Here is a 21882-nt window from a genome sequence, read left to right as displayed (position 1 = left end):
AACGGAAGTTCTCATATCGCTGAATGTAGAAGCCAAAAACCTGTTCTATCCAACGTTCGAGAATCATAAGGGCAAATATGTACCAAGGTGTGACCTTGACGAACTCGACATAGAAAAGCATGTGAAAGCGAAATGTGTTTATGGGAAACAAACACAATGCAGTAAAAATGATGGCGTTGACACCATCATTCCATTCACCGTAGCCGAAGGCTTTGCAATAAGAGTATGCATGCATCAGCTAAATGCAAAGGCATATCACTGAGATGAGTAAGCACACCGGAATTGTCTAGGCACTAATTTTGGTAGGAAAATTTATTTTGAGCCAATTCCTACCAAAAGGCTAGTTCCTATTAGGAACTAAAGAATTTCCCATGCCGACAATTAATTCCAAATAGAATCAATTTCTTCTTGCGTGAGGTAGCGATAATCACCTGGTTCTAGTGCCTCATCAAGTTCGATAGAACCAATACGCTCACGATGTAAGTACTCAACTTTATTTCCTAACGCCGCGAACATACGTTTCACTTGGTGATACTTACCTTCCACGATAGTTAACAATACTTCATTCTCAGCCTCGTTCACGATTTCCAAACGAGCAGGCAATGTTGCTTCTGATTCATTGCGCAAAATGATGCCTTGTTCGAGCTTTTCCTCGTAATCTGGCTGAATAGCATCGACGAGCCAAACACGGTACGTTTTCTCACACTTATGCTTAGGTGAGGTAATACGATGAGACCACTTACCATCATCCGTAATCAATACTAAACCAGTTGTGTCGACATCTAATCGGCCCGCAAAGTGAAGGTTTTCAATTTTAGGCTCATCAAGCAATGCGAATGCAGTTTGGTTGTAGCCATCTTCATGTGAACAAACAAAGTCAGCAGGCTTATACAACATAATGTAACGAGGACCAGGAGCACCAATAACACGGTCTTCCCACATCACTTCCGCACCTTTAGGTACTTTAAATGCACCACTTTTTTGAACCTCACCGTCAACGGTGATGTCTCCACTTTTGATGATCTTTGTTGCCTGTTTGCGTGTTGCACCCAGAGCGTCACACAAATATTTATCTAAACGCATGAATACCTCATTGAATTATACCCAAGTGATCTCTAAATCTTGGTTTAAAGGTCACTTGGGTATAAAAGTCAGGTATTATAGCGTTCCTCGTTCGAATAGTTGAGCAATTTCACATATTTTCATGTACACACTTCGTCCTTATCAAGCCGACTCGGTTAAAGCCGTTATTCATTACTTTCGTAAACACTCGACACCAGCAGTGATCGTGCTGCCAACCGGTGCAGGAAAAAGCTTGGTGATCGCAGAACTTGCTCGCCTTGCGAAAGGACGAGTGTTAGTCCTCGCCCACGTAAAAGAACTGGTCGAGCAAAACCACGCAAAGTATGAAGGTTATGGTTTAAAAGGTTCTATCTTCTCAGCAGGATTGGGACGAAAAGAAACTGACCAGCAAGTCGTGTTTGCTTCGGTTCAATCGGTCGTACGTAACTTAGATTCGTTCAAAAACCAGTTTTCTCTGCTCGTTATTGATGAGTGCCATCGTGTGCCAGATGACAAAAACAGCAGCTACCAAAAAGTTATTACTCACTTACGAGAACTGAACCCTGGCATTAAGGTGCTGGGACTAACTGCAACGCCCTATCGTTTAGGAATGGGCTGGATTTATCAGTATCACACCCGAGGTCAAGTGCGAACCGAAGAGCCTCGATTCTTCCGCGATTGTATTTTCGAACTGCCGATCCGTTACTTGCTCGACGAAAACTTCCTCACTCCAGCCCGCATGATGGATGCCCCCGTTTTGTCTTACGACTTCTCTCAGCTGAAGCCCGCTAACACCGGACGCTACAAAGAAGCAGAAATGGACATGGTGATCGATAAAGCCAAACGTGCGACTCCGCAAATTGTTGAGCAAATCATGCAATATGCGAAAGAGCGTCAAGGTGTCATGATCTTCGCTGCAACTGTTCGACACGCACAAGAGATACACAGTTTATTGCCAGAAGGCGAAACTGAAATCGTCATTGGTGATACACCTACGCCGGAGCGCGATGCGATCATCCAAGCGTTCAAGAATCGTCAAATAAAATACTTAGTCAATGTTTCGGTACTGACAACCGGGTTTGATGCGCCGCATGTCGATTTAATCGCGATTTTGCGACCAACAGAGTCAGTCAGTCTGTACCAACAGATAGTAGGACGAGGATTACGCTTATCAGACGGAAAATCAGAATGTTTAGTGCTTGATTACGCAGGCAACAGCTACGATTTATACCAACCAGAAGTCGGTGATCCCAAACCAGACTCTGACAGTGAAATTATCACGATTCCTTGCCCGGCTTGCGGATTCAATAACAACTTCTGGGGTAAGTTGGATAGTAACGGTTTCTTGGTTGAACACTTTGGCAGACGTTGCCAAGGTTACTTTGAAGATGAAGACACAGGCGAACGTGAACACTGTGGCTACCGTTTTCGTGCCAAATACTGTGGTGAATGTGGTGCGGACAACGATATTGCTGCACGAATTTGTCATGAGTGTGACGCGACGCTCGTTGACCCAGATAAAAAGCTAAAAGAAGCCCTTAATCTCAAAGATGCATTAATCTTTGAATGCACAGAAATGGACCTATCTGTATTTAAGTCCAGTGATGGTAAATCTCAGCTAAAGGTGACGTATTCTGGTGAACCATACCAAGGCGAAGGCAATGCGTTAGTTCATGAGTTTTGGTCATTGAGTACCAAAAACAAAACAAACGTTTAAAGATCAGTTCGTACGCCCCCACTTAGCAGACAAGCATCGCCCTTTTGAAGAGGCTTCACCGACACGCGTTGTAGCTAATCAACATCGTTTCCGTTTGCCTCAGTTTGTTATTGCTAGAAAATCTGGTCGCTTTTGGAAGCTGCGGGATAAGATTTTTGAAGATGAGTTGAAATAACATCGACAACACATGGCAAAACTCAATTAGCTGATTCACTCTCTGTTCATCTATATCCGATATACTGCGGCTAACGCTCCAGAAAAGGTTTGACTATGTATAAAGCAACGACTTCTCTACATTCTGCGTTACTTTTCGGCCTTATCACGACATTCATGTGTGCACCAAGTTTTGCCAAGCATGGCAACGAGTACACATCACAAAATGGCCACGCCATCGTGCAAGATGTCGAAAAGCCAGGAACACGCATCGAATTCGATGAAGATCAAGATGAGGTCTATCGCGCGGTTCAACAAGGATATATACGACCATTTTCGGAACTTTACGCCGCAGTAGAAAACGACCTATACGGCCGCATCATCAAGGTCGAGCTTGAAGAAGATGATGATGCTTGGGTGTATGAATTGAAAATTCTGTACAACAATAGCGTCCTGAAAGTTGAGTACGACGCCGCCACGCTGGAAATGCTTGAGATCAAAGGTCGCAGCTTTAACAAAGCGTTAAAGCCGCAAAACAACTAAACTTGTCTAATGCGTAATCCAGACGCGATGCGTAGCTTACTTCGATAAAAATCCAAACATAATAAGAATCATCAATATGAAAATACTTGTTGTTGAAGATGATCCTCGTTTAGGCGAGCAAATCATCGAAACATTAGAAAGTACCGGCTGGGTACCAGAACTGTCCCAAGATGGCATAGACGCTCTGTATCGCGCGACTTCGGAAGAATGGGACGCCATTGTTCTTGACCTCGGCTTGCCAAAACTGGATGGTCTTACCGTCCTAAAAGGCATCCGAGATGAAAACATTAATACTCCTGTCGTGATTCTAAGCGCTCGCGACACCCTAACGCAGCGAGTTGAAGGCTTAAACGCAGGTGCAGACGATTACCTAACTAAACCATTTGAAATGGTTGAGCTTATCGCTCGTATTCGTGCACAGCTACGAAGAGCCTCTGGTAATGCCTCTCCTGTGATGCAAATTGGCGACTTGAGCTTGGATACACGCACTTCTAAAGTCATGTGGCAAGGGCAAGCGGTAAGCTTGACGGCGCTAGAGTATAAAGTGGTCGCTTACTTTATGCATAACCCGGAAAAAGTGATTTCTCGAACCGAACTCGTCGAGCACATTTACAAACAAGACTTTGATCGTGACTCCAACACAATCGAAGTTTTTATCGGCCGAATTCGCAAAAAAATCGCACCAAAGATCATCAAAACTGTCCGAGGGTTGGGATACCAATTAAATGCCGAATAGAAACAGGCTACCGTTGAACGCAATAAAACGACTGAGTATCAAAAGTCGCCTCGTTTTAGCGGCGATCGTTTGGTTAACGGCAATGATCCTCGCCGCTGGTGTGACGATACCGACGCAGGTCTATAACTATATGGTTGATGACACTCGCTCACAGCTCAGCATTTTTATGGATGAAGTCGCCGCACAGTTAGAAGTCGATAACACCGGGCATCTTTCACTCGCAGCTCAGCTATCAGACCCTCGATTTAACCGACCTTACAGTGGTTTGTATTGGAGCGCCTCTACAGAGGCAAGCCTCGAACGTTCTCGTTCGTTGTGGGACAAAAAAATCGAATACAAAGGTTTGGATAAAGATGCGTATGGAGCAAGAGGCGAAAAACTAATTACGCTAGAAAAAGCGCTGTATCTTCCTGATTACGATGGTCCTATTCACATTATTATTGGTATTGACGAAGAGCCCATTAAAAATACCCTTCAAACGTTAATCGGCCAACTTTGGCTTATTTTGGGTTTATTATTCGCGGGCGTACTTACCGTCATTTTACTGCAAATTGCTTGGTCATTGAGTCCGCTTACAAAGCTACAAAAAGAATTAGCCGAGCTGAAGTCTGGTAATAAAAAGAGTCTAGAAGAAACCTACCCAAAAGAGATTTCTCCTCTAATCTTCGACCTCAACGCTCTGCTGTTCCATTACCAAGAATTACTAGAGAGAGCTCGCAATCATGCAGGTAACCTATCTCATGCACTTAAAACGCCACTTTCTGTTCTAAAAAATGAAGTTCAGACGTTAGAACCTGAGGCACAATCCCGTCTCCGAGCTCCAATCAATCAAATACAAGACCATATCGATTACCATTTGGGTCGTGCCCGTATGGCCGGATCGATGAACATATTATCAGTGAAGTCGAACCCAGCAGATCGTGTGGATGCTATCTCAATGGCGTTTGATAAAGTGTATGCGAGCCGAAGCATTACCTTAATTAATGAACTTGATTCAGAGCTGAATGTAGCAGTAGAGCAGACCGATCTCGATGAAATGCTAGGTAACTTGCTAGAAAATGGCTATAAGTGGGCCAACAGCATGATTCGTGTGCACTCCTCTCAGGATAAGGAAAATATACACATCATTATTGAAGATGATGGGCCAGGCATCCCTAAAGAGAAACTGAGTCAAGTAATCAAGAGAGGAGTTAGATTGGATGAAACAACCCCTGGCTCAGGTCTTGGTCTAAACATAGTCAGTGAAATGGCACACAGTTACCGAGGTCAATTAACATTGGATACAAGCGCTTTAGGTGGATTAAAAGCATCTTTAGTCTTACATCTCAGCCGAACATAAAGCATATAACACATAAACTTTGTTTTTCGGACCATGATCAGTAAACCGATGAAAATGAAGTCGATGTGAACAAAATCCAAGCAAAGCGTTAAAAGGGATAGCCTTCCACCCCGCTAAATCATACCTTTTTGTTGATTTGGATACGATTTGGGTTGCCCATTTATAAGTGGAATGATAGTATCCGCGCTCGCTTGAACAGTTCCTGTTTCAAGCTTTACCACGAACAACAAGGTCGCATTGTTGATTGTGAACATTTGATTTTTACTAATTTGAGAGTAAATACTATGAAATTCGAAGCAGTAGTACGTACTGAACTAGGTAAAGGTGCGAGCCGCCGCCTACGTCACGCTGGCAAATTCCCTGCAGTTGTATACGGCGGTGAAGAAGCAGCAGTAGCTATCGTTCTTAACCACGACGACATCGTAAACCAAATGGACAAGCCTGAATTCTACGAAGGCATCGTTCTAGTTATCGATGGCAAAGAAGTTAAAGTTAAGCCACAAGACGTTCAACGTCACGCGTTCAAGCCAAAAGTTGAACACATGGACTTCATCCGTATCTAATTCCCTACCAAGGAATTAATCGGATTAAATCCAAACCTTTTGCATAAAAGATAATCGGATTTACCAACCGAGACATCTACAAAATTTCAAAACCCCGGAGTCTTACCACCTCCGGGGTTTTACTATGTTTGGCATATAGCATTTGATTTATGAACGGGCAATATACTTCACTAAAGTGAGATCGGTCAGCGTCATACTCTCAATCACTTCCGACTCTTCCTCTCCAGTACGCACAAAACCACACTTCTTGTAAAAGTTAAGCCCCTGTTGATTAGTATCCAGTGCTTTCAAACTGATCTGCATAACTGACGTAGAGAGCAAACGTGTCTCTAACTCATCTAACAGTGCACTTCCTGCTCCTTGCCCATAATGTAGCGGCGTAACGTAGCAACATGTCACTAATGCCGTTTTATCTTCGCTGGTGTGGTTAGGTAACTCGTAACTTAAAAAGCCAACAATTTCTCCTTGCCTCTCAACTACGATCAATTGGGCCAGTTGCTCCGTCATCACTCGTGCCCACATCCTTTCTCGACGCTCAATCGTAAACTGCTCTATGTAGCTCTTTGGCATTAATCCTTTATACGCCACCTGCCAAGAGTCAACGTGTATCTTGGCGATTTGGGCTGCTTCCTTTTTGAGTGCGTCCCTTACTGTGTATCTCATAAGCATCCTTTATTAGCGTTCACCACTTACAAATTCTTTTAACCCTACCCTTTAAACCAAAGCTCAAAGATAACAGCTACAGTCGCAACGCTTTACATTAATCCATTTCATTTTCATTAATTAAATGATAGTTCACATCATAATATTCGAAGAAGAACGATCCATTATTTACTTTTCATTTTGACTCATTAGGTTGAATCTATTTGTTTAAACACTCGAGTGTCAAATGCGGAATAAGCACGATAAGGTATCGATGAGGATAAATAAACGATGCCTAAAGCATAAGGTTTCTAAACGATCGCAATTATAGTAAAGAGATAAATACAATTTTTGATAGAGTTTGGCAGAATAAAGCCATGATCAAATGAGTTTAAGCTCTGTGCTGTTCATTATGCATACAAACCGCCACCCCTCATCATCAGAGCGAAAATTTATAACGATTTGTGTCATACCTATTAGGAAAAACATAAACTTGGCAAAATAATCACCAAAATCAGCGTAATACTTCGCAAAAATGCGCATTGATTCACACAAACAACACACATTCAATTAACTACCTCACAAAAAATAGAGCTAGCTATATAAAATAAATACTAAATACCAATTCTGTTTATTTATAGACGTAGTTTGCAGGCTTATTAATTCATTTCTCCGATAGAAGTATAAATAAGAGATAGATCACTAAAGTTTCACATTAATTCCGTATATTTCACGCCGTAACAATAACAAAATCACAAAGAAAGGATCCCTTATGAAGTTTTCCAAATCTCTTTTGGTAGTGGCAGTGGGCGCTGCGCTAGCAGGATGCGGCTCAGACAGCGACAATTCTCCAGTAACCTGCGAGACTGCAGATTCTTGTACAAAGTTCACCGTTCTCCACACTAACGATAACCATGGTCGCTTTTGGCATAACAGCGACGGCGAATACGGCATGGCTGCGCGTCACACTTTAATCGAATCTATCCGCGCAGAAGTCGAAGCAAAAGGCGGTGAAACCATTCTGCTATCTGGCGGTGATATTAATACCGGTGTACCAGAATCAGACATGCAAGATGCGGTTCCAGACTTCGTAGGGATGAACCTACTTGGTTACGATGCAATGGCTGTCGGTAACCACGAATTTGATAACTCACTAGATATTCTCGATATGCAAGCCGAGCTAGCTGACTTCCCTATGCTGGCTGCGAATATCTATAAAAAAGATACAAACGAGCGTTACTTCGACCCTTACAAAGTATTTACTATCAACGGCCTTAAGATCGCTGTTATTGGTCTAACAACGCAAGACACTGCGAAGCTAGTCAATCCAGACAACGTATCAAACATCCACTTCGAAGACCCTCAAGTAGAAATCAAAAAGGTACTGAAGGAAATCGAAGAGAACGAAAAGGTAGACCTAGTATTTGCAACGACGCACATGGGTCACTACGAAGACGGCAAAAACGGTAGTGAAGCACCAGGTGACGTTAAACTCGCTCGCTCTCTTGAAGAAGGACAGCTAAACGCTATCATCGGTGGTCACTCGCAAAACCCTGTATGTATGGAACCAGGTACCAATGAGTATGCTGATTTCAAACCTGGGGATGATTGTGCCCCAGACCAACAAAAAGGCACTTGGATTATGCAAGCGCATGAGTGGGGTAAATATGTGGGTCGTGCAGACTTCGAATACTACGACGGCAAGCTTCACTTAGCGAACTACGCACTGATTCCTGTAAACCTTCTAGACGAAAACGATGAAGTTATCGGTGAACGAATTCAACAAGATGCAACAGTAAAAGCGTTACTACTGCCATACCAACAACAAGGTCAAGAGTTATTAGATGAGAAGATTTCTAATACGACGGGTAAGTTAGAAGGTGATCGTAACGTAGTTCGCTCTCAACAAACTAACCTAGGTCACCTACTCGGCGAGGCATACCGTACTTACAAAACGGTAAATGCTGACTTTGGTGTGATGAACTCTGGCGGCGTGCGTGATTCAATCCAAGATGGTGATATCACTTACCGTGACGTACTAACGGTTCAGCCATTTGGTAACTTCGTGACTAAAGCAACTATGACAGGTAAAGAAGTTAAAGAATACCTAGACGTGGTTGCGACGAAATCTGCAGGGTCTGGTGCTTACGCTCAACTAGATAACATCACTTTAGATGTAAACTGTGATGCTGGCTCAGTAACCATTACCGATATTAACAATAAAGGCTTCGATCTAAACGAAACGTACACATTCTCTGTAATCAGCTTCAGTGCTGCTGGTGGCGATAACTATCCAATCATCGATGTTCAATCTACACAGCTAACCGATGCATACGTTTTGCGCGAGTTCTTCGTAAACAACCCACAAATCTCTGCGGATAACTACAACAAGAACTTAGAGAACGTCAAGTACTTCAGTAATGGCCAACCAGTAAAAGGTTGTCCTGCAACTGGTAGCTAATACTCAACACCTTACCCCTGGCGCTAAGAGCTTTTACAAGCAATTTCGTCAGGGCTTTCCTTAAAACCGAAGCTTTGTGCTTCGGTTTTTTATTTTCGATAAATTACTGAAAACTCTCCACCTTCACAATATGTTCAAAAATTGTTCATTTGTGTTATTGACGCCCCTGTGTTGGGCTTCTATGTTTGATAAGGTCTTTTAAATATGCAGGTTCATCGGCTAAATTTCGCGAAACATTTTCAATCGCACAGTCAATGATTCTGAGAAAGATGTGAATGGCGTTACAAACACTGCTCTCAAACAATTTGTCTTTGGACTTCAAACGATGGTGATGTGCCTCCACGCGCACACTAATGAGCAGCGATCTGGACGTCAATGTGTTCAAACTGCTGCCATCGAGTTCTGGAGGTCAAAAATGAAACGAGCCAGCAATAGCTACAGACTCCAAATGATCAAAGAAGTAGTTACCCGTAGAGAGCGTGAAGCTTGTACGGATCCTATGGCGAGATACATTCATCAACTCATGGATGAACGCCCAACAAGTAAATTAGATGTTGAATTCAATCATCGATTTTCAGGAAATCACTTCGACGAACAAGCGGGAGGCTGGGTTAGCGACCGTTGGTCGATGAAATAACGCCAATTACCGCTTTATAGGGAAAATGGATAGGAGATTCCCGGTTCTTAAAGGACACCTTGCCGGACCGGGAATATGTAAAAGCCTAATCAGAACCGAAAGCGAAGGCGTAACCCACAGACTGAACAAGAGTTCTAGAATAAGTCTTGTTGAGGCGATGACTCATCTTGAAGCTGTTCTGGCTTCGTCTTCCCTGCCAACATCTTTCTTCTGTACCTTTGACGACACAACTTAATAACGTGCAACTGCTGAGCGGGGGTTAAGTTAAGCCAATTAAACCTTTCCTCTCTCTTTCTCATACACCCCTTGCAATACCCTTTTTCATCGGAGGTACATACTCCAACACAAGGGCTTGGGACAGTAAAAAACTCCAGTTGCTCCATACTAAAACCGCTCTTTCCATATTAGGGCGTATTGGCCTAGTTTAAATAATGAGAAGATTAGTCAGCAACAAAACTTGCTATATACTTCGTTATGTCAAAAACATACGAAACCATAACCTTATGCTGACAAAAACAGTGTTTTATTACTTATACTTACCGCGTTTATAAAAACGGAGTCTATAAAATGAAGCTTAGCCTAAAAACGTTAGTTACAGCAATCTCTCTCCCTGTTCTTATGACTGCTTGTGCTAGCAACGGTGATGATGTGAAAGAAATAACGGCTCAAGATTTGCAGCACCACAACTGGGAACTTGTTCAAGTTGATGGCAAAAATATCGTTCTAGACGAACACCAAAAAGCGGCTCGCCTAGAAATCGGTGAAAATCTAACCGCAAACGGCAACGCAGGTTGTAACAACTTCTTCGGTCAAGCCGAGCTGAAAAACAACCAACTACGCATCGAAAAAATGGGCATGACCATGAAGATGTGTATGGAAGATCAAATGAAGATCGAAAACGCAATGACACAAACACTATCTAACTGGAGCGATATCACGCTAACTAAAGATGGTCTTGTTCTGAAAAGTGCCGATCACGAATTGACGTTTACACTACGTGACTGGGTAAACTAATCCCAACTAAGTAAACCAGATAGTATCTTAAAGCAGCCAAACGGCTGCTTTTTTTATATCGATGAATCGTTAGTCATGCATGCTAAAGTCATTTAAATGGCCAACTTTCTTTCTCTTTTCGCCCTCAATTCCATGCTTTAGACATCAATTTTGCTCTGTAAAACAACCTATTCATATCTCTGGGGACAATAATTTTCAATTACTTGAAAGAATATCCTTAAACAAACGGTCCGCTCCTAAAATGACACCAAATTTGTCCTTTATTCGTTTTGCTTCACATTGAGAGTAATTCTTTGAATCAATGAGTGATTCCGTTTGGGATTGGCATTGATAATAGAGAGAGATGAATTACTATCCTTGTAACAGAGCGGAACGACTTGCGAAAACGTCAATAGAAACGAAAGCAAGAACCAAAAGACATAACACGGAATAGATATGAAAAAGCTACTCAGCAGCATTGGCATTTTAGCCACGACTTTTGCGACACCTTCTTTTGCCGATTCATCAGTGAATAGCGAATGGCAAAAAATCGAACAGCAAGCCGACGGGCAATCCGTCTACTTTCATGCTTGGGGCGGGAGCCAAGAAATTAATCGCTACATACAGTGGGCGAGTAGAGAGCTAAAATCACGTTATAACGTGACGCTAAACCACGTTAAAGTAACTGATATTTCTGAGACCACTACTCGACTTATCGCAGAAAAAGCGGCAGGCAAAAACAGCGGTGGTAGTGTTGATATGGTTTGGATCAATGGCGAAAACTTCAAATCAATGAAGGATAACCAATTGCTATTTGGTCCTTTTGTCGAAGGTTTGCCAAGCTGGCAATATGTGGATAAATCTCTACCAATTGATGTGGACTTCTCCGAGCCAACAGAAGGTCTAGAAGCACCTTGGGGAGTAGGACAATTAGTGTTTATCCATGACGAGCAAACCCTCCATAACCCTCCAAAATCATTCTCAGAAATGCTGAGCTATGCAAAAGCGTTCCCGAATCGCCTGACTTACCCTCGACCACCAGAGTTTCATGGCACAAGCTTTATCAAAGCATTACTCATTGAACTGTCTAACAACGCCCCTGAGCTGCAACAACCAATTACCGATGACACGTTTGAACAAGTCACTCAACCGCTGTGGTCTTATCTAGATGAGTTCCATAAAGTCGCTTGGCGCGGTGGTAAGCAGTTTCCAGGCGGTACAGCAGAAACCCTTCAGCTACTAGATGATGGTCAGACTGACCTGGCGATTACCTTTAACCCGAACGCGGTTTTCTCTGCGCAGTCGAGCGGTAATCTTGCAGAGAGCACCAAAGCGTACGCAATGGACGCAGGAGCACTCTCAAATATCCACTTTTTAGCGATTCCTTGGAACGCAAATGCCAGTGCTGGTGCACAAGTTGCGATAAACTTTTTATTGAGCCCTGAAGCACAGTCTCGCAAAGGTAACCTAAACATCTGGGGCGACCCTTCGGTACTAAGCAACCAATACCTAACTGGTTCGGCCAAAAACACTCAACAATTCAAATCCATCGCTGAGCCACATCCAAGTTGGCAAGCGGCGTTGGAAAAAGAATGGTTGAAACGCTACGGGAATTAGTAAGAATCCATGTTAAGAGCGCTGTATTTAGTCATTATCGCAGTTTGTATTTTGCCTACCATTCCGGGACTACTTGGAGTGGTGGTCTCTGCGCTCGGTTATGTACCTCCTATCGGTCTACACCACTTTTCTTTTGATGGCTTCAATGCCGTCTTTGATTGGGAAGGTGTTTGGACATCCATCGGGCTTACTTTCTACTCCGCCATTTTCAGTAGCTACTTGGCTTGCTTCATCACGTTTGCCATTCTACAGGCGTCTTGGGGCAGCAAGTTTTGGCGAAAAATTGAAGTTAGCCTTTCCCCACTTCTCGCGATGCCGCACGTCGCGTTTGCAATTGGCTTTGCGTTCTTGTTTGCCCCAACTGGTATGGGCGTTCGTGTTCTCAACCAACTGTTTGGTTACGACCCGAATGCACAAACGGTGAATGACTTAGCATTGTTGATTAAAGACCCACATGCACTCGGTTTGGTCATCATGCTTGCGATTAAAGAAGTGCCGTTTTTATTGTTGATGAGTATTCCGATCCTTCAGCAATTGAAAGTCGATAAGGTTGAAAAAGTCAGTCACTCGATGGGCTATAGTTCGGCGCAAGCGTGGTGGAAATGCGTATTTCCGCAATGGTTAGCAAAACTTCGTTTCCCAATGCTGGCGGTATTGGCTTACAGTTTGTCCGTTGTCGATGTCGCCCTGATTATTGGCCCTACCAACCCGCCGACGTTTGCGGTTTTGGTATGGCAATGGTTTAACGATCCAGATTTATCGCTCCTACCAAGAGCGGCCGCTGGCGCAGTAATACTGTTTGTGATGGCTAGTCTTTTGATTGGTTTCGCTCGATTGGTGGAATGGTTAACGACCAAAGGCTTCAAACGCTGGCAGTACTCTGGTCGAAACGGGTTTCGTTTACCCGGTAAAACCCTATTTTCACTGATTGCGCTACTTGCACTTCTAATGATTCCACTCATGGTGCTGTGGAGCTTTGCTCAACGTTGGCGCTTTCCAGATTTGCTCCCAAGCCGTTACAGCCTGCGTTTTTGGGAATACGAATGGCACAGTATTCTAGGGACTCTAGAGCAAAGTATGTCAATCGCCCTGATCAGCGCGACTATCGCGCTAGTTCTTGCTTTAATAGCACATGAGTATCGCCTTCGTTATCGCTGGCAGATACCCGGTTACATCATCGCCATCCCGATGCTGATTCCTCAATTATCGGTGCTATTCGGTATGCAAGTGGTAACACTGTACTTAAACAGTAACGCGTATTTCTTTTGGGTATGCTGGGCGCATGTGTTCTTCGCATTCCCATTTATTTACCTCTCGCTAGACGGGCCGTGGCGCAGCTTCGATAACAGCTTAACTCGCGTCGCACTCAGCTTGGGTAAAACACCGATGCAAGCTTGGTTAAAAGTGAAACTGCCAATCCTCCTACCTGCGATTGCATTCGCGTGGGCTGTCGGTATTAGTGTCAGCCTAGCGCAATACCTACCTACATTAGTGCTAGGGGCTGGGCGCATTAGCACCATCACAACCGAAGCCGTTGCACTATCCAGTGGTTTTGACCGACGTGTCACCGCTATTTACGCCATTTGGCAAGCTCTGCTGCCATTCATGTTCTTCTCTTTTGCGATACTGCTTAGCCACTTGCACAGGACGTATCGCCGCTTGTCTATAAAAGGTTTACTACTGAATGAGTCTTTGTCTCGAAAACCTCGCCATCCGTAAAACCAATGGCGACGCGCTTTTCTCGGCGTTTAATATGACCGTAGAAAAAGGTGAAATCGTTACCCTGATGGGGCCTAGCGGTTGTGGTAAATCCACTTTGTTGGATGCCATTGCCGGGCACCTATCCGCCGAGTTCAATTACTCTGGAGCCATTACGCTTGATAACGAAAAGTTGGATGCCCTCCCTGCCCATAAGCGTCAGGTCGGTATTCTGTTCCAAGAAGATTTGCTCTTCCCTCATTTAACGGTGTGGGAGAACCTTGCCTTCGCGCTACCAAACTCAATCAAAGGTGAAGAGCGTAAAGCTCACGCCATGCAAGCACTGAAGAACATTTCATTGACCAAGCTAGCAGAGTCCTTTCCTGACCAAATCTCGGGAGGGCAACGCGCCCGTATCTCATTGACTCGTATGCTGCTAGCAAAGCCGAAAGTTGCGCTACTTGATGAGCCCTATAGCAAGTTGGATAAAGACCTGCGTGTACAATTTCGCAATTGGGTGGTCGAACAATTGCAGCAAGCGAACATCCCTACTTTGATGGTAACGCACGATGAAGACGATATTCCTGATGGCAGCCGCTGCATAAACTGGCCGTGGGAGACAAATCATGCTTGATAGCCTGAGTATAAAGCTCATCCGCAAACCGCTGGCACTCAGTGCGACATATATCGATAAATGTGGTATCACTGCAAATCAGACGACAGTATTTGGTTTTGTGCTTGGCTGTTTTGCCCTGCCTGCTTTGATCGCCGAACAGTACTTGTTGGCGTTGCTGTTTATTTTGCTGAACAGAATCTGTGATGGGTTAGACGGAGCACTGGCAAGGATTCAGGGCATTACCGATGCGGGTGGTTTTCTTGATATCAGCTTAGATTTTTTGTTCTATTCGTTGATTCCTTTTGGCTTTGTGCTTGCCAACCCAGAGCACAATGCCGTTGCAGGCGCATTTTTGATTTTTTCCTTCATCGGCACTGGTAGTAGCTTTTTGGCTTTTGCCATCATGGCAGGAAAACAAGGCATCGATAATCCGGTATATAAAAACAAATCGCTTTACTACATGAGCGGCTTAACCGAAGGTACAGAAACCATTGGCTGCTTGATTTTATTTTGTTTGCTACCGCAACACTTTGCCGTCATCGCGTATATCTTTGGCGCGGCATGCTGGTTTACTACTTTTACACGTATTTATTCAGGGTTTCATACGCTTAACGATCATTAATACTGCTTAGACAATCGCGTTTCCTTAAGGGACAGGCCGCTAAGCCACTGTTTTATAAAGCACCAAAACGCAGGTTAAATTGGGGTATATACTCTTTGAATGAAGAAACCATTCGGAGGCTATATGAAAAAACAGATCAATTTAGGCATGTTGCTCACCATTACTTGTGCGCTCGTGCTTGGCGGCTGTAGCTCACCTAACCCGTACGGAGATGCATACGGCTCATCCGACACTCGCAAAGTTCAGCAGGTTTACTACGGCACAGTAGAAAAAGTAGAACCCGTAACCATTGATGCCTCTACCCAATCCAATGCCATTGGCACCATCGCTGGTGCTGCCGTGGGCGGGATCTTAGGCTCAAAAGTTGGGGGCGGTTCTGGCTCGGATATCGCTGCCATTGGTGGTGGTCTATTGGGTGGCTATGCAGGCAGCAAAGCGGCTGAAGCAACCGCGAAAAGAAATGGCGTGAATCTGACCATTCGTTTAGAGGACGGAAAGATTATCTCTATTGTTCAAGAAGCAAATCCAAACATGATTTTCCAACCAGGCCAAGCGGTCCAAATCAATGTTTCTGGTAATGACGCCAGAGTCGTTCCTCGTTAATTCGGACGAACCAAACCTTTGGCCTGCTTTGATTCAAACACCTAACCCGCGCAAGCTTACATCACTGGCTTGTTAACTTGCGCGTTTCTTTTCGTATCAAACTTGATCGTCGTCAATGGAACATCAATCTCCCACACCTTTCGATGTTCAAATGACATCAAGTTGCTAGCATGAGCCCATTCCAGATAACTTTGGGCTTGTTATGACTCCGACTGTTGACCACGTACTCCTTAATATTGCGCTAAACCTCAGCTCAAATCGCTCTCACGAGCAGCAATATCAAAATCTCATTGATGGGGTCGCGCAAGTATTCCCATGTGATGCGAGCTGCCTGTTTATCTTCGATGAGGATGGGTTTCTAACTCCTGTCGCGGTAAAAGGCTTATCCAGCTCGGTCTTAGGTCGTCGCTATTTCCCCAAGGCGCACCCTCGCTTAGATGCCATTATTCATAGCCGTGAACCGGTGCGTTTCGATGCCGATTGTTCACTGCCGGATCCTTTCGACGGCACACTATTAACTGAAGACCAATGCATTGATGTTCACGATTGCATGGGCTTTAGCTTGTATGTCGAAGGCCAACTTGTTGGCGCACTAACGATGGATGCACTAACAGTGGGCGCGTTTGATGGCATCGATCCTGTCGCTATCGAAACCTTTGCGGCTTTGACCGCTGCGACATTGCGTAACATAGCTCAATTAAAAGCGCTCAAAGCGCAAAACCAGAAGCAAAAAAGCGTCACTCAAACCCTTATCCAGCAAGCCCGTTCTCAACATGGTGAAATGGTGGGTTTGAGTCCGCAGATCAACCAGTTACGAAACAACATTGCGACTGTTGCTCAATCAGATTACGCGGTACTTATCTTAGGAGAAACCGGAACTGGTAAAGAACTGGTCGCGCACTCGGTACACGCGCAATCTCATCGTAGCGATAAGCCGATGATTTACGTCAACTGTGCGGCCCTGCCTGAAGGTCTGGCTGAGAGTGAACTGTTTGGCCATGTCAAAGGCGCATTTACAGGTGCTAATAGCCACCGTGCCGGTAAGTTTGAACTGGCAGACGGTGGAACGATTTTCCTTGATGAAGTGGGCGAACTGCCTTTGATTTTGCAAGCAAAATTGCTGCGCGTAATTCAGCAAGGCGAGCTGCAACGTGTAGGTAGCGATCAGCATTTGATGGTCAATGTGCGCATCATCGCCGCGACCAATCGACAATTAGAAAAAGAGGTCGAATCTGGCACGTTTCGAGCTGACCTTTTCCACCGTTTGAACGTGTTCCCAATCCAAGTCCCCCCACTGCGTGCCCGTGACGGGGATATTCCCGTTTTAGCAGGATATTTGTTGGAAAAAGTACGCCAACAATTCAATGCACCCAATCTGCACGTTCATCCTAAAGTGTTGACTCAATTGGAATCTTCACCTTGGTACGGAAACGTGCGCGAGCTCGAACATACTTTAACTCGCGCGGCTTTGCACGCCATTCAACAAGGCGCAAGCACGATCATGCTTAACCATTTCGACACCTTATTGGCTCTCGGTGATGTAAAAAACACATCGCATTATTTACCCAAAGAAAGCCAACCAATGCGAGAACTGATAGAAAGCTATCAACGTGATTTAATTGAACATGCTTTAAGCCAAACTGGTGGCGTTTGGGCAAAAGCAGCGGAGTTTTTGCAAATGGATCGCGGGAACTTATATCGAATGGGTAAAAAGCTCGGGATCAATAAATAACCGACCACAAGAAGTCGATGTGATTAAGACATCAACTGCGTTGTCTTAATTACATCAACCACTCTCCTAAATCTGATAAAATTCAATACAAATCAACAAGATAATAATTGGCACACATTCTGCTCTCTAGTGGTCAACATCACGACTATTAAAACAATCACTGGAGAACCCAATATGTTCTGTATTCAATGTGAACAGACAATTCAAACCCCTACTGTTAAAGGTTGTTCTTTTGCACAAGGTATGTGTGGTAAAACTTCTGAAGTATCTGACCTTCAAGACGTGTTGGTTTACACACTGCAAGGGGTTTCTTTTTGGGCATCAAAAGCACTTGAATTCAACATCATTAACGATGAAATCAACCAATGGGCACCAAAGGCATTTTTCTCTACATTGACGAACGTAAACTTTGACCCTGAACGTGTCCTAGAGCTAACTTCTCAAGCGGCAACGTACAAAGCATTGCTAAAAGAGCAAGTAATGTCTGCTGCAACACTCGCCGATACCGAAGTTGCTGACATCCCTGTTGTTGCTCACTTTGAGCTACCAAATAGCGCAGAAGCAATCTTAGCTTTTGCTCCTCAAGTCGCGGTTAACCGTGGTAAGGACCAAGTACATGAAGATGTTATTGGCCTACGCTTACTTTGCCTATACGGCCTTAAGGGTGCCGCAGCATACATGGAGCACGCACGTGTTCTTGAGCAAACCAACAACGATATCTATGCCGAATACCATGAAATCATGGCGTGGTTGGGTACAGACCCTGAAGATCTTGGTGAACTACTTGATTGCTCAATGCGCATCGGCCTGATGAACTACAAAGTGATGGAAATGCTCGACCAAGGTGAAACAATGACCTTCGGCCATCCAGAACCAACCTCGGTGAACGTCAAGCCAGTAAAAGGCAAATGTATTCTTGTTTCTGGCCATGATTTGCATGACCTAGAAAAAATCCTGCAACAGACTGAAGGCAAAGGCATTAACGTTTATACCAACGGTGAAATGCTGCCTGCACACGGCTACCCTGAGCTGAAGAAATATCCTCATCTTGTCGGCAACTACGGCAGCGCATGGCAAAACCAACAGAAAGAATTCGCAAACTTCCCTGGCGCAATCGTAATGACGTCAAACTGCTTGTTGAATCCAAATGTGGGTCAATACGCAGACCGTTTATTCACTCGTAGTATTGTTGGCTGGCCTGGTGTGGCTCACATCGAAGGCGATGATTTTAGCCAAGTGATTGAATGTGCTCTAGCGCAAGACGGTTTCCAACACGATGAAATCGAACACCACATCACGGTTGGTTTTGGTCGCAATGCACTGATGAACGCCGCCCCTGCGGTTATCGACCAAGTGAAGCAAGGCAACATCAAACACTTCTTCCTAGTCGGCGGTTGTGATGGTGATAAAGCGGAACGCAGCTACTACACCGATTTTACGGCTGAAGCGCCAGAAGACACGCTAATCCTGACCTTGGCGTGTGGTAAGTTCCGCTTCAACAAGAATACGTTCGGAGATATCAACGGCATCCCTCGCCTATTGGATGTGGGCCAATGTAACGATGCTTACTCTGCAATCCAGCTTGCACTTGCACTGGCGAAAGAGTTTGACTGTGATATCAATGAACTACCACTCACGCTTGTGCTTTCTTGGTTCGAGCAAAAAGCGATCGTTATCTTGCTAACGCTATTTGCATTGGGCGTGAAAGGCATTTACACAGGCCCTACTGCACCGGCATTCCTAACGCCAAACCTAATCGCCATCATCCAAGAGAAGTTCGATATGCGCAGTATTGGCAATGTTCAGGATGATCTAAAAGCCATCCTAGCAGCTTAATAAACTTGCTTGTTACGCGCCTCCTTACGCGGAGGCGCTATCTATTTCGAACCAAAAATAGCCACAACCAAAGAGATTGTTATGTTTTTTGAATGGCAAGGTAACCAACCCGTCACACTCCGTTGCATCGACAAATACTTCGAAACACACGACACCGTCAGCATCAAATTGGCTGAACTAACCGAGTCACTTCTGTTTCAGTTTAAGCCTGGCCAGTTTATTAACTTAGGCGTGGAAATTGATGGAAAAATGGAGTTTCGTGCCTATTCAATCAGCTCGATCAATGAAGACGATCACCTTCAACTCACCATCAAACGAGTATCTGGCGGTAAAGTATCGAACTACATCGTTGACTCGCTGCTGCTTGGTGATACCGTTCAAGCATTACCACCAGCGGGCGAATTTAACTGCATTGACCATCCACCCGTTTTACGTGATGGCGAAACAAAAGCCTTGCTTATCAGTGCAGGTTGCGGCGTCACGCCCGTATTTTCGATGGCAAAACACTGGCTGAGTAATCAAGATGAAAACGACAACGATGTGGACATCGCATTTCTTCATATTGCACGCAGCCCAGAAGAGACGATTTACTACGATCAGCTAGAAACGTTAGACGCTGTGTATCCCAACTTCAATTTAAAGTTGTTGCTGAAAAACCGCGAAGGAACATCGCATCCACAAGGTCGTTTGAATGCCGACTGGCTTAAAGAGCTTGTTCCTGATTTCAAACAGCGCACCGTTTACCTGTGTGGTCCAAGCCAGTTTATGCAAGATGTTCACGGCTATTTGAATGACCTTGGTTTTGACATGACGAACTTCTACCAAGAGAGTTTTACGCCAGCGACTGGCGCAGAATCATCGGTCTCCGATGAGACGGTTAACGTTTCTGTTCCTGATTTTGCTCAAAGCATCGATGCGCAAAAAGGTCAGGTACTGGCCGATGTGCTCGAAGGCGCAGGTTTACCATTAATCGTCGCTTGTCGAAGCGGAATTTGTGGCTCGTGCAAATGCAAGGTTCGTAAAGGCAACGTATCTTCCACTAGCCTAGAAACATTGACGCCAGAAGAAATTGAACAAGGCTATGTGCTCGCCTGCTCATCAATCATCGAAGCGGATCTTGAAGTGCAGATCGGTTAATGCTGCTGGTATCGATCTTTTATTGTTTCCCGTCATTCCGGCGAGCCTAGGCGAGATCAGGAACCTAATATCAGCGTGTTAGGAATAACTTATTCTGATAATAGACTCTGAATCACACTCGCGTCTCGCTATTCAGATTGACGGGGTATCGCGGAAATGCCAGCCGTACTCAAACGGCTGGTACTATAGATAGGTACAACTTTCGTTTCGTCGTCATTGCTTCTCGCTAAACAACAACACTTTCAATGCTGCTTCGCTGTCTACGTCCATAAACTCTGGTGGGTTATCCAGACGCTCACGGAATGTCAACTCTGGCGCTTCTTCTTTCATGCTTTCAATCAAGAAGTCGCTTGTCACAGATGGCGAGTTCACACATGCCATCACTTGACCGCCTTCTGCCAACAAATCCGGCAATCGACGTAGAATCTTTTTGTAATCTTTCGTCAGCGCAAAGCTGCCTTTCTGGAATGAAGGCGGATCGATGATAATCAAGTCATACTGACCAGATTTTTTAATCTTACCCCACGATTTAAAGATATCGTGCCCCATAAAGCTTACCTGGTTGATGTTATGACCATTTAGCTTGTGGTTCTCACGACCTTTAGACAGCGACGCTTTTGCCATGTCGACGTTAACCACTTTATCTGCGCCACCCGCAATGGCAGCGACAGAAAAGCCACAGGTGTAAGCAAACAAGTTAAGCACGTTTTTTTGCTTCGCATTTTCGCGAACCCAATCACGACCGTAGCGCATGTCCAAAAACAGACCGAAGTTTTGGTTGCGGCCAATATCCAATTGGTATTTCAAACCGCTTTCTTCAACGACAGAGCGAGCGTCTAATTCACCGACAAGCACTTCTGAAGGCGCACCATCGGCATAACGGTGCTGAAGAACCATAGTGCGACCTTGCTTGTCTGCCCACAGTTGTGATTGTGCCAACGCATTCAGGCCGCTTTTCAGCTCAGCGAGAAACGCGTCGTCGACTTCTTTAAACAAGTTGATAATCAACTGACCTTGTAACCAATCACAGGTGATTTGCTCTAGGCCCTCAAAACGACGGCCACGACCATGAAACAGTCGACGAATTTCGTTAGGAGCTTGCGCGAGCTCGGTTTCTAGATGCTGAAAGAACAGCGGAAGTTGTGATGCTTGCATCGAGTTCTCTTATTAGTTTT

At 44.6% G+C, this 21882-nt stretch carries 19 protein-coding genes and 1 pseudogene; 16 read left to right on the top strand and 4 right to left on the bottom strand.

The features are described from left to right. Positions 1-381 precede the first annotated feature (381 nt). Positions 382-1083 carry a 16S rRNA pseudouridine(516) synthase RsuA gene (rsuA, locus tag N646_RS01235; RefSeq protein WP_017820850.1) on the bottom strand — a complete coding sequence of 234 codons (702 nt, stop codon included), beginning with the start codon at positions 1081-1083 and terminating at the stop codon, positions 382-384. A gap of 121 nt (positions 1084-1204) precedes the next feature. On the opposite strand from rsuA, the pseudogene N646_RS01230 reads away from it, so the two are divergent. The 5 genes and pseudogenes from N646_RS01230 (at position 1205) to rplY (ending at position 6113) form a co-directional block, all read left to right on the top strand. Next, a pseudogene (locus N646_RS01230) lies at positions 1205-2954 on the top strand (DEAD/DEAH box helicase family protein). Positions 2955-3109: 155 nt separating this feature from the next. Continuing rightward, a complete protein-coding gene (locus tag N646_RS01225; protein WP_372008595.1) occupies positions 3110-3475 on the top strand; it encodes a PepSY domain-containing protein in 366 nt (121 codons plus the stop codon). A gap of 76 nt (positions 3476-3551) precedes the next feature. Beyond that, positions 3552-4211, top strand: a complete 660-nt coding sequence (locus N646_RS01220; RefSeq protein WP_005378073.1) for a response regulator transcription factor — start codon at positions 3552-3554, stop codon at positions 4209-4211. Further along, positions 4201-5550, top strand: a complete 1350-nt coding sequence (locus tag N646_RS01215; protein ID WP_005378071.1) for an ATP-binding protein — start codon at positions 4201-4203, stop codon at positions 5548-5550. The genes N646_RS01220 and N646_RS01215 overlap by 11 nt, the downstream gene beginning before the upstream one ends. Positions 5551-5834: 284 nt before the next feature. Beyond that, entirely contained in the window at positions 5835-6113 is a 279-nt protein-coding gene (gene rplY, locus N646_RS01210; RefSeq protein WP_005378066.1) for a 50S ribosomal protein L25, read from the top strand. 147 nt (positions 6114-6260) lie between these two features. Here the strand turns inward: rplY and N646_RS01205 are convergent, their stop codons facing one another. Beyond that, positions 6261-6776: a GNAT family N-acetyltransferase gene (locus N646_RS01205; RefSeq protein WP_017634886.1), complete on the bottom strand. Its 516-nt coding sequence runs from the start codon at positions 6774-6776 to the stop codon at positions 6261-6263. Positions 6777-7527: 751 nt separating this feature from the next. Between N646_RS01205 and ushA the strand changes: the two genes are divergently transcribed. Together ushA and N646_RS24710 are read left to right on the top strand one after the other, a co-directional pair. Continuing rightward, a complete protein-coding gene (gene ushA, locus N646_RS01200) occupies positions 7528-9216 on the top strand; it encodes a bifunctional UDP-sugar hydrolase/5'-nucleotidase UshA (RefSeq protein WP_017820852.1) in 1689 nt (562 codons plus the stop codon). Between the two features lie 415 nt (positions 9217-9631). After that, positions 9632-9853 carry a hypothetical protein gene (locus tag N646_RS24710; RefSeq protein WP_005386686.1) on the top strand — a complete coding sequence of 74 codons (222 nt, stop codon included), beginning with the start codon at positions 9632-9634 and terminating at the stop codon, positions 9851-9853. 134 nt (positions 9854-9987) lie between these two features. Here N646_RS24710 and N646_RS01190 read toward each other — a convergent pair whose 3' ends face one another. Continuing rightward, positions 9988-10236, bottom strand: a complete 249-nt coding sequence (locus N646_RS01190; protein ID WP_005378062.1) for a DUF1289 domain-containing protein — start codon at positions 10234-10236, stop codon at positions 9988-9990. Positions 10237-10420: 184 nt separating this feature from the next. On the opposite strand from N646_RS01190, the gene N646_RS01185 reads away from it, so the two are divergent. The 9 genes from N646_RS01185 (at position 10421) to N646_RS01145 (ending at position 20707) form a co-directional block, all read left to right on the top strand. Beyond that, positions 10421-10867, top strand: coding sequence for an META domain-containing protein (locus tag N646_RS01185; RefSeq protein ID WP_005378077.1), 447 nt, complete (start codon positions 10421-10423; stop codon positions 10865-10867). 435 nt (positions 10868-11302) lie between these two features. After that, complete coding sequence (locus tag N646_RS01180) at positions 11303-12463, top strand: ABC transporter substrate-binding protein (protein ID WP_017820853.1); 1161 nt, start codon at positions 11303-11305, stop codon at positions 12461-12463. Positions 12464-12472: 9 nt separating this feature from the next. Next, entirely contained in the window at positions 12473-14182 is a 1710-nt protein-coding gene (locus tag N646_RS01175; RefSeq protein WP_017820854.1) for an ABC transporter permease, read from the top strand. After that, complete coding sequence (locus N646_RS01170) at positions 14148-14795, top strand: ATP-binding cassette domain-containing protein (protein WP_017820855.1); 648 nt, start codon at positions 14148-14150, stop codon at positions 14793-14795. Before N646_RS01175 ends, N646_RS01170 begins: the two co-directional genes overlap by 35 nt. Beyond that, positions 14788-15399 carry a CDP-alcohol phosphatidyltransferase family protein gene (locus N646_RS01165; protein ID WP_017820856.1) on the top strand — a complete coding sequence of 204 codons (612 nt, stop codon included), beginning with the start codon at positions 14788-14790 and terminating at the stop codon, positions 15397-15399. Before N646_RS01170 ends, N646_RS01165 begins: the two co-directional genes overlap by 8 nt. 123 nt (positions 15400-15522) lie before the next feature. Next, positions 15523-16002, top strand: coding sequence for an outer membrane lipoprotein (locus tag N646_RS01160; RefSeq protein ID WP_005386695.1), 480 nt, complete (start codon positions 15523-15525; stop codon positions 16000-16002). 202 nt (positions 16003-16204) lie between these two features. Next, on the top strand, positions 16205-17734 hold the full coding sequence (norR, locus tag N646_RS01155) for a nitric oxide reductase transcriptional regulator NorR (protein WP_017820857.1): 1530 nt from the start codon (positions 16205-16207) through the stop codon (positions 17732-17734). Between the two features lie 174 nt (positions 17735-17908). After that, positions 17909-19570 carry a hydroxylamine reductase gene (gene hcp / locus N646_RS01150; RefSeq protein WP_017820858.1) on the top strand — a complete coding sequence of 554 codons (1662 nt, stop codon included), beginning with the start codon at positions 17909-17911 and terminating at the stop codon, positions 19568-19570. 81 nt (positions 19571-19651) lie between these two features. After that, complete coding sequence (locus tag N646_RS01145) at positions 19652-20707, top strand: FAD-binding oxidoreductase (protein WP_005378100.1); 1056 nt, start codon at positions 19652-19654, stop codon at positions 20705-20707. A gap of 213 nt (positions 20708-20920) precedes the next feature. Here N646_RS01145 and N646_RS01140 read toward each other — a convergent pair whose 3' ends face one another. Beyond that, complete coding sequence (locus N646_RS01140; protein WP_017820859.1) at positions 20921-21862, bottom strand: class I SAM-dependent methyltransferase; 942 nt, start codon at positions 21860-21862, stop codon at positions 20921-20923. Between the last annotated feature and the right edge of the window lie 20 nt (positions 21863-21882).

The organism is Vibrio alginolyticus NBRC 15630 = ATCC 17749, assembly GCF_000354175.2.
Lineage (GTDB): Bacteria > Pseudomonadota > Gammaproteobacteria > Enterobacterales > Vibrionaceae > Vibrio > Vibrio alginolyticus.
The sequence above is the reverse complement of the archived record's forward strand: the minus strand, read 5'-3'. Positions and strand labels throughout refer to the sequence as shown.

Coding starts and splice junctions, on each gene's coding strand:
- rsuA (WP_017820850.1), bottom strand. CDS start 1,083: ATGCGTTTAGATAAATATTTGTGTGACGCTCTGGGTGCAACACGCAAA.
- N646_RS01225 (WP_372008595.1), top strand. CDS start 3,110: ATGTGTGCACCAAGTTTTGCCAAGCATGGCAACGAGTACACATCACAA.
- N646_RS01220 (WP_005378073.1), top strand. CDS start 3,552: ATGAAAATACTTGTTGTTGAAGATGATCCTCGTTTAGGCGAGCAAATC.
- N646_RS01215 (WP_005378071.1), top strand. CDS start 4,201: ATGCCGAATAGAAACAGGCTACCGTTGAACGCAATAAAACGACTGAGT.
- rplY (WP_005378066.1), top strand. CDS start 5,835: ATGAAATTCGAAGCAGTAGTACGTACTGAACTAGGTAAAGGTGCGAGC.
- N646_RS01205 (WP_017634886.1), bottom strand. CDS start 6,776: ATGAGATACACAGTAAGGGACGCACTCAAAAAGGAAGCAGCCCAAATC.
- ushA (WP_017820852.1), top strand. CDS start 7,528: ATGAAGTTTTCCAAATCTCTTTTGGTAGTGGCAGTGGGCGCTGCGCTA.
- N646_RS24710 (WP_005386686.1), top strand. CDS start 9,632: ATGAAACGAGCCAGCAATAGCTACAGACTCCAAATGATCAAAGAAGTA.
- N646_RS01190 (WP_005378062.1), bottom strand. CDS start 10,236: ATGGAGCAACTGGAGTTTTTTACTGTCCCAAGCCCTTGTGTTGGAGTA.
- N646_RS01185 (WP_005378077.1), top strand. CDS start 10,421: ATGAAGCTTAGCCTAAAAACGTTAGTTACAGCAATCTCTCTCCCTGTT.
- N646_RS01180 (WP_017820853.1), top strand. CDS start 11,303: ATGAAAAAGCTACTCAGCAGCATTGGCATTTTAGCCACGACTTTTGCG.
- N646_RS01175 (WP_017820854.1), top strand. CDS start 12,473: ATGTTAAGAGCGCTGTATTTAGTCATTATCGCAGTTTGTATTTTGCCT.
- N646_RS01170 (WP_017820855.1), top strand. CDS start 14,148: ATGAGTCTTTGTCTCGAAAACCTCGCCATCCGTAAAACCAATGGCGAC.
- N646_RS01165 (WP_017820856.1), top strand. CDS start 14,788: ATGCTTGATAGCCTGAGTATAAAGCTCATCCGCAAACCGCTGGCACTC.
- N646_RS01160 (WP_005386695.1), top strand. CDS start 15,523: ATGAAAAAACAGATCAATTTAGGCATGTTGCTCACCATTACTTGTGCG.
- norR (WP_017820857.1), top strand. CDS start 16,205: ATGACTCCGACTGTTGACCACGTACTCCTTAATATTGCGCTAAACCTC.
- hcp (WP_017820858.1), top strand. CDS start 17,909: ATGTTCTGTATTCAATGTGAACAGACAATTCAAACCCCTACTGTTAAA.
- N646_RS01145 (WP_005378100.1), top strand. CDS start 19,652: ATGTTTTTTGAATGGCAAGGTAACCAACCCGTCACACTCCGTTGCATC.
- N646_RS01140 (WP_017820859.1), bottom strand. CDS start 21,862: ATGCAAGCATCACAACTTCCGCTGTTCTTTCAGCATCTAGAAACCGAG.